Genomic DNA, 5,939 nt, shown 5'->3' with positions numbered 1-5,939 from the left:
AGCCCGACTCCGCGTCGCCGTCGGACACCTCGGCCGAGGAATCGGAGTCCGCCGCCGCGACCACCGAGGCAGCTGCCCCGGCCGCACCCGGGAAGGGGAACTCGATCCCCCGCTCGACCAAGCCCGGCGGCTACGGCCTGTCCCTGGGCTGAGCACCCCCCCCAGGCGCCTCTGCGGCCCGTGATCGGACACCCCGATCACGGGCCGCAGGTGCATTGACGGCTCCCGCCGTCAGCAGGGGTGGTGCGCCTGCTGGACCTGGTACACGGGGGTGGGCACGCCCTCCATCCTCGCCTTGAGCTGCAGGGCCAGGTACTTGGAGTAGTGGCGGGACTGGTGCAGGTTGCCTCCGTGGATCCAGAGCTGCTCGACGTTCGTCGGCTTCCACATGTTGCGCAGTTCCCCTTCCCAGGGCCCGGGGTCCCGGGTGGTGTCGGAACCGTATCCCCAGACCTTGCCCACCCGGTCGGCGACGTCCTGCGACACGAGATCGGTCAACCACTGGTTCATCGAGCCGTACCCGGTGGCGTAGACGATGAGGTCGGCGGGCAGGATCCTCCCGTCGTCCAGCTCCACCCCGTCGGCCCGGATCCGCGTCACCTGCCCGCGCGCCAGCGCGACCTCACCGTCGATCACCAGTTGGCTGGCACCGACGTCGATGTAGTACCCCGAACCGCGCCGGAGGTACTTGAGGAAGAGGCCGGACCCGTCCTCCCCGAAGTCCAGCTCGAATCCGGCCTCGTCGAGCCGGCCGTAGAACTCCGAGTCCTTCTCCGCCATCTGCTCGTAGACGGGGATCTGCACCTCGGGGAGCAGGCGGTAGGGCCAGGAGGCGAAGAGCATGTCGGCCTTCTCGGTCGTCACCCCCGCCTCCAGTGCGTCCTCGGAGTACAGGGGTCCGAGCGCCAGCGACATGAGCGACTCGCTCCGCGCGATGTGGGTGGAGGAGCGCTGGACCATGGTGACGTCCGCTCCGTGGTCCCAGAGCGCGGCGCAGATGTCATGGGCCGAGTTGTTCGAGCCGATCACCACGGCCCGCTTGCCCTCCACGTCCCCCTCACCGGTGAACTCCGAGGAGTGCCACTGCTCGCCGGTGAACGAGTCCGCGCCCTCGACGTGCGGGATGTTCGGGTAGCCGGAGACCCCGAGCGCGAACACCAGCTGGGTGGGGCGGAGCTCCACCTTCTCGCCTCGCCGGTCCACCTCGACCCGCCACGTCCCGGACTCCTCGTCGAAGTCGGCGGTCAGACACTGCGTACCGGACCAGTAGTCGAGCTCCATGATCGCGGTGTAGTGCTCGAGCCAGTCCCCGACCTTGTCCTTGGACGGGAAGACCGGCCAGTCGTCGGGGAAGGGGATGTACGGGAGATGGTCGTACCAGACCGGGTCGTGGAGGTGGAGTGACTTGTAGCGCTTGCGCCACGAGTCGCCGGCCCGCTCGTTCTTCTCGATCACGATGGTCGGCACGCCCAGCCGCTTGAGTCGGGCCGCGAGCCCGATCCCGCCCTGGCCTCCGCCGATGATCACCGTGTACGGCTGCTCGGTGTATCCGAGGGTCTCCTGGCGCTCCTGCTTCTTCTCGAGCCACGTCGTGCGCCCCTTGCGGATGACGTGTTCGACGCCCTGGTCCCGGGTCCGGCGCCTCTTCTCCTCGTGGCCCTTGAGTTCCTGCATCGTGGTCAGGAGGGTCCAGGCCTTGCCGTCGCGCAAGCGGAGGTGGGCCCATCCGCGGCCGACCGCGGTCTCGAAGGTCACCCACGCCTCGGTCACGTCACCCGACGCGCTCGCGGGGTCGTCGAGCCTCCAGGCGGAGGGCGAGACCGCGGCCAGCTGGGATTCGAGCATCCCGCGGATCTCCTCCCGCCCTTCGAGGGTCTTGAGGTTCCATGTGAAGGCGACGAAGTCGCGCCAGTAGCCCTCGGGGTCGAACAGCTGCGCGGCCCGCTCCGCGTCCCCCGCCCGGAGGGCCTCGTCGAACTCCCCGAGCCACCTCTCGACCGTGGCGTCCGCGCCTGAACCGGCGCCGCCCGCCCCACCCCGGTCGGCCGGTGCGTCTGTCGTCTGGGTCATGTCCGCTCCTTCGTGTCGTGTAGCTTCGGCAATGACGTAGATCACACTTTCTTCCCCAGGGGTGGCAATGTCGTTGCACCCGGCCCTGCGGTTCTCCGACCCCCGGGCCTTCGCCGAGCGCTCCATCAGGGCCCACGGGATCGCGCTCTCCGGTGGCGCGACCTCAGACCTCGACTCGCGGGTCCTACAGGCGTGGAGGCGCAGCGGAGCGGCCGGGATCTCGCCGGACCAGGAAATGCCGGCCCGCGTGCTCACCCGCGAACAGGTCGCCGACGCGCGGCAGCGCACACCCCTGCGCCACATCGCGGCGGACGTGGTGGCCTCGGTGTCCGACACCTCCGCCGCGGGCCGGCACCTGGTGGTCCTCACCGATTCGCGGGGGTGCCTGCTCTGGCGGTCGGGAAGTCCCCACGTACTCCGCCGCGCCGACTCGATCGCGTTCGCCGAGGGCGCGGACTGGTCCGAACGGGGGATCGGCACGAACGGCATCTCCCTCGCGTTGGAGACCGGGACGTTGACCCACGCCACCGCGGGCGAGCACTACGTCCGGGCCCATCACGGCTGGACCTGCACGGCTAGTCCCGTCCGGGACGCCCGCGGCAGGATCCTCGGGGTCCTCGACGTCTCCCATCCGGTCCGCTTCTCGAGCTCCGAGACGGCCGCGCTGGTCCGTTGCGGTACCCGGTTGGCCGAGACGCTGCTCGCGAACGGAGTGGGTGGGCCGTCCCCGGACGACCCCCGCCCGCCGGACGCGGGCTCGCGCCCCGGACCCGGCCCCGACGAGAGCACGGATCGGGGCGACAACCCGGTGACGGAGATCCGTCTGCTCGGGTGGAGGCCGTCGGTGATCCGGGCCGACGGGTCGACGGTCGACCTCACCCCGCGAAGGGCGGAACTGCTCGCGCTCCTGGCGTCCCGGGAGGCGTGGACCGCGCGCTCCCTGTCCGAGGCGCTCTACGGGGACAGGGACGCCACGGCGACCGTCAGGGGCGAGGTCCGCAGGCTCCGTCAGCTCACCGGCCTGTCGATCGACTCCCAGCCGTACGCCCTGGCCTCCCACGAGCGAGGCTGCGTGGACTTCCTCTCGGTGGAGCATCCCGACGATCTCCTGCCCCTCTCGGAGATCCCGGCCATCATCGACCTGCGGTACGGGATCTGAGGCCACGGGATCTGACACCGCGGTTCGGCGCGGCCGGAACCTCGTCCGACCGAGGTGGCACAATCAGCAGTCATGACGCCGGAGAACACGGGACGCACGCTCCACCAGCCGCGCACGCTCGACCAGTCGTCCAAGCTCAAGGACGTCCTCTACGAGATCCGCGGCCCGGTGCTGGCGCGGGCGAACCAGCTCGAGGCGGAGGGTCACCGGATTCTCAAGCTGAACATCGGCAACCCCGCCCCCTTCGGGTTCGAGGCGCCGGACGTGATCATGCGCGACATGATCGCTGCACTGCCCCACGCGCAGGGCTACTCGGAGTCCAAGGGCATCCTGTCGGCCCGTCGAGCGATCTTCACGCGGTACGAGCTGGTCCCCGACTTCCCGCAGCTGGACGTGGAGGACATCTACCTCGGCAACGGCGTGTCCGAGCTGATCACCATGACGATGCAGGCGCTGCTGGACGACGGCGACGAGGTCCTCATCCCCGCCCCGGACTACCCGCTGTGGACCGCCATGACCTCACTCGCCGGGGGCAGGCCCGTCCACTACCTCGCCGACGAGCAGGACGACTGGAACCCGTCGCTCGAGGACATCGCCTCGAAGATCACGCCCAAGACCAAGGCCATCGTCGTGATCAACCCCAACAACCCCACCGGGGCGGTCTACTCCCGGGAGGTCCTGCAGGGGATCGTGGACCTGGCCCGCGAGCACAGTCTGCTCATCCTGGCGGACGAGATCTACGACCGGATCGTCTACGACGAGGCGCAGCACACCTCCATCGCCTCGCTCGCGCACGATCTTCTGGTCCTGACCTTCAACGGCCTGTCCAAGACGTACCGCGTGGCGGGCTACCGGGCGGGCTGGATGGCGATCACCGGCCCCAAGGCGCACGCGGCCGGGTTCCTCGAGGGTCTGGAGCTGTTGGCCTCGACGAGGTTGTGCCCCAACGTGCCCGCGCAGCACGCCATCCAGGTGGCACTCGGCGGGTACCAGTCGATCAACGAGCTGATCGAGCCCGGGGGCAGGCTCCACGAGCAGCGCGGCATCGCGTGGGAGAAGCTCAACTCGATCCCCGGGGTGAGCTGCGTCAAGCCGATGGGCGCCCTCTACGTGTTCCCCAGGCTCGACCCGGAGGTCCACGAGATCCACGACGACCGCCTGTTCGCGCTGGACCTGCTCGAGCGCGAACGCATCCTGGTCACCCAGGGCACCGGGTTCAACTGGCCCGACCCGGATCACTTCCGCGTGGTCACGCTGCCCGCCGGCCGCGACCTGGCCGTGGCGATCGAGCGGATCGGCAACTTCCTGGCCTCGTACCGCCAGTAGTCCGGGCGCTCAGTGCCGCGCGCCCACGGTCGCCCGGTCCAGTTCCTCCGGGGTCACGTCGCGGGAGAGCCACACCGCTGCCGCGGTGGTGAGCGGGACGCACAGGGCGAGGGCGATCGCGCCGACGAGCGACCGCATCAGCTCCACGGCCACGACGTCGGAGGTGAGGATCGACAGCGGCGAGCGGGTCCCCAGCGAGAACAGCAGCAGCAGCGGCAGCGCCGACCCGGTGTACGCCAACACCAGGGTGTAGACCATCGAGGCGACGTGGTCGCGTCCGACCCCCATCGCCGACCGGAACACCTGGACGGGTCCGGCGTGCGGGTCGAGGTGGCGCATCTCGAACACGGTCGCGGACTGGCTCACGGTGACGTCGTTGAGCACGCCCAGGGCGCCGATGATGAAGCCGGCGAGCAGCAGTCCCGTCAGCGAGACGTGCTGCACGAACACCTGGACCTGGGTCGTGGAGTCGCCGCTCAGCCCGGTGATCCTGGTGGTCTCGATGACCACCCAGCTCAGTAACGCCGCCGCCAGCATCGCCGACAGGGTGCCGAGCAGCGCGGCGTGCGTCTTGAGGTTGATCCCGTGGACCACGTAGATCACCAGGTAGAGCACGGCGGAGCCGCCGACCACGGCCACCAGGATGGCCGGGTTGCCGTCGAGGATGGAGGGGAGGACGAACCCCACGACGACGACGAGCGCCACCGCGATCCCGATCAGGGCCCGCAGTCCCTTCCACCGCCCGACGGCGACCATCACCACGGCGCCCACGAGGAGCCACAACGCCATGGGCACGGTGCGGGTGAAGTCCTCGAAGGCATAGGTGTCGGTGGCCCCCTGGGGGGAGCGGCCCAGCTGGATCTGGTCGCCCTCACCGAGGTCCGGGGATCCGGGCCCGGGTGGTATCTCCAGCAGGACCTGTCGGCCGGCGTCCGGGCCGGTGTCGAGTCGGACGATCGAGCGCGGACACTCCGGGCCGGGGAACCGGGGCTCGAGCGGTGGACCGGGCAGCACCCGACCGTTGTCCGGGGAGCCGCAGGGTGCCACCTCGGTGGACACGACCTCGCCCCGCTCGGTCACCACCGAGGACCCGGACGACTGGGCGAAGTACGGGTCCAGCTCGGGGTCCTGGAAGGTCGGCCAGAGCAGCGCCACCCCGATCATCGTCGCGACCGCGCCCAGGATCAGTCCGACCACCGTGATCCGGCCGGCGCCGCCGGACGGAACGAGGCGGGACCCGTGTCGGGGGCGCTCGACCCGGTGCCGGTGCCGGGGAGGGGTCGCTGGCCGGTCGCTCACGCCGGTAACCCTAACCCGCGCCGGGCCCGGTCGGAGTCGGAGGACGGTCGGAGTCGGAGGACGGCCACCCGGGCGCGGTCGACCG

At 70.3% G+C, this 5,939-nt stretch carries 4 protein-coding genes; 2 read left to right on the top strand and 2 right to left on the bottom strand.

Going from position 1 to position 5,939, the window contains the following annotated elements:
• Positions 1-231 precede the first annotated feature (231 nt).
• Positions 232-2,070 carry an NAD(P)/FAD-dependent oxidoreductase gene (locus G6022_RS05245; RefSeq protein ID WP_182639119.1) on the bottom strand — a complete coding sequence of 613 codons (1,839 nt, stop codon included), beginning with the start codon at positions 2,068-2,070 and terminating at the stop codon, positions 232-234.
• Between the two features lie 67 nt (positions 2,071-2,137).
• Here G6022_RS05245 and G6022_RS05240 point away from each other — a divergent pair, with 67 nt between their 5' ends.
• Together G6022_RS05240 and G6022_RS05235 are read left to right on the top strand one after the other, a co-directional pair.
• Entirely contained in the window at positions 2,138-3,229 is a 1,092-nt protein-coding gene (locus tag G6022_RS05240; protein WP_182639117.1) for a helix-turn-helix domain-containing protein, read from the top strand.
• Between the two features lie 72 nt (positions 3,230-3,301).
• Positions 3,302-4,555 (top strand): pyridoxal phosphate-dependent aminotransferase, encoded by a 1,254-nt coding sequence (locus G6022_RS05235; RefSeq protein WP_179523539.1) that lies wholly within the window; start codon positions 3,302-3,304, stop codon positions 4,553-4,555.
• 9 nt (positions 4,556-4,564) lie between these two features.
• Here G6022_RS05235 and G6022_RS17130 read toward each other — a convergent pair whose 3' ends face one another.
• The gene (locus G6022_RS17130; protein WP_179523540.1) at positions 4,565-5,854 is read right to left on the bottom strand and encodes a YibE/F family protein; all 1,290 of its coding nucleotides are present in this window, start codon (positions 5,852-5,854) and stop codon (positions 4,565-4,567) included.
• Positions 5,855-5,939 lie beyond the last annotated feature (85 nt).

The organism is Dietzia sp. Cai40 (genome assembly GCF_014145165.1).
Taxonomy (GTDB): domain Bacteria; phylum Actinomycetota; class Actinomycetes; order Mycobacteriales; family Mycobacteriaceae; genus Dietzia; species Dietzia natronolimnaea.
The sequence above is the reverse complement of the archived record's forward strand: the minus strand, read 5'-3'. Positions and strand labels throughout refer to the sequence as shown.

What these genes read in the sequence shown, in the direction of transcription:
- G6022_RS05245 (WP_182639119.1), bottom strand. Translation starts at nt 2,070, where the DNA reads ATGACCCAGACGACAGACGCACCGGCCGACCGGGGTGGGGCGGGCGGC.
- G6022_RS05235 (WP_179523539.1), top strand. Translation starts at nt 3,302, where the DNA reads ATGACGCCGGAGAACACGGGACGCACGCTCCACCAGCCGCGCACGCTC.
- G6022_RS05240 (WP_182639117.1), top strand. Translation starts at nt 2,138, where the DNA reads ATGTCGTTGCACCCGGCCCTGCGGTTCTCCGACCCCCGGGCCTTCGCC.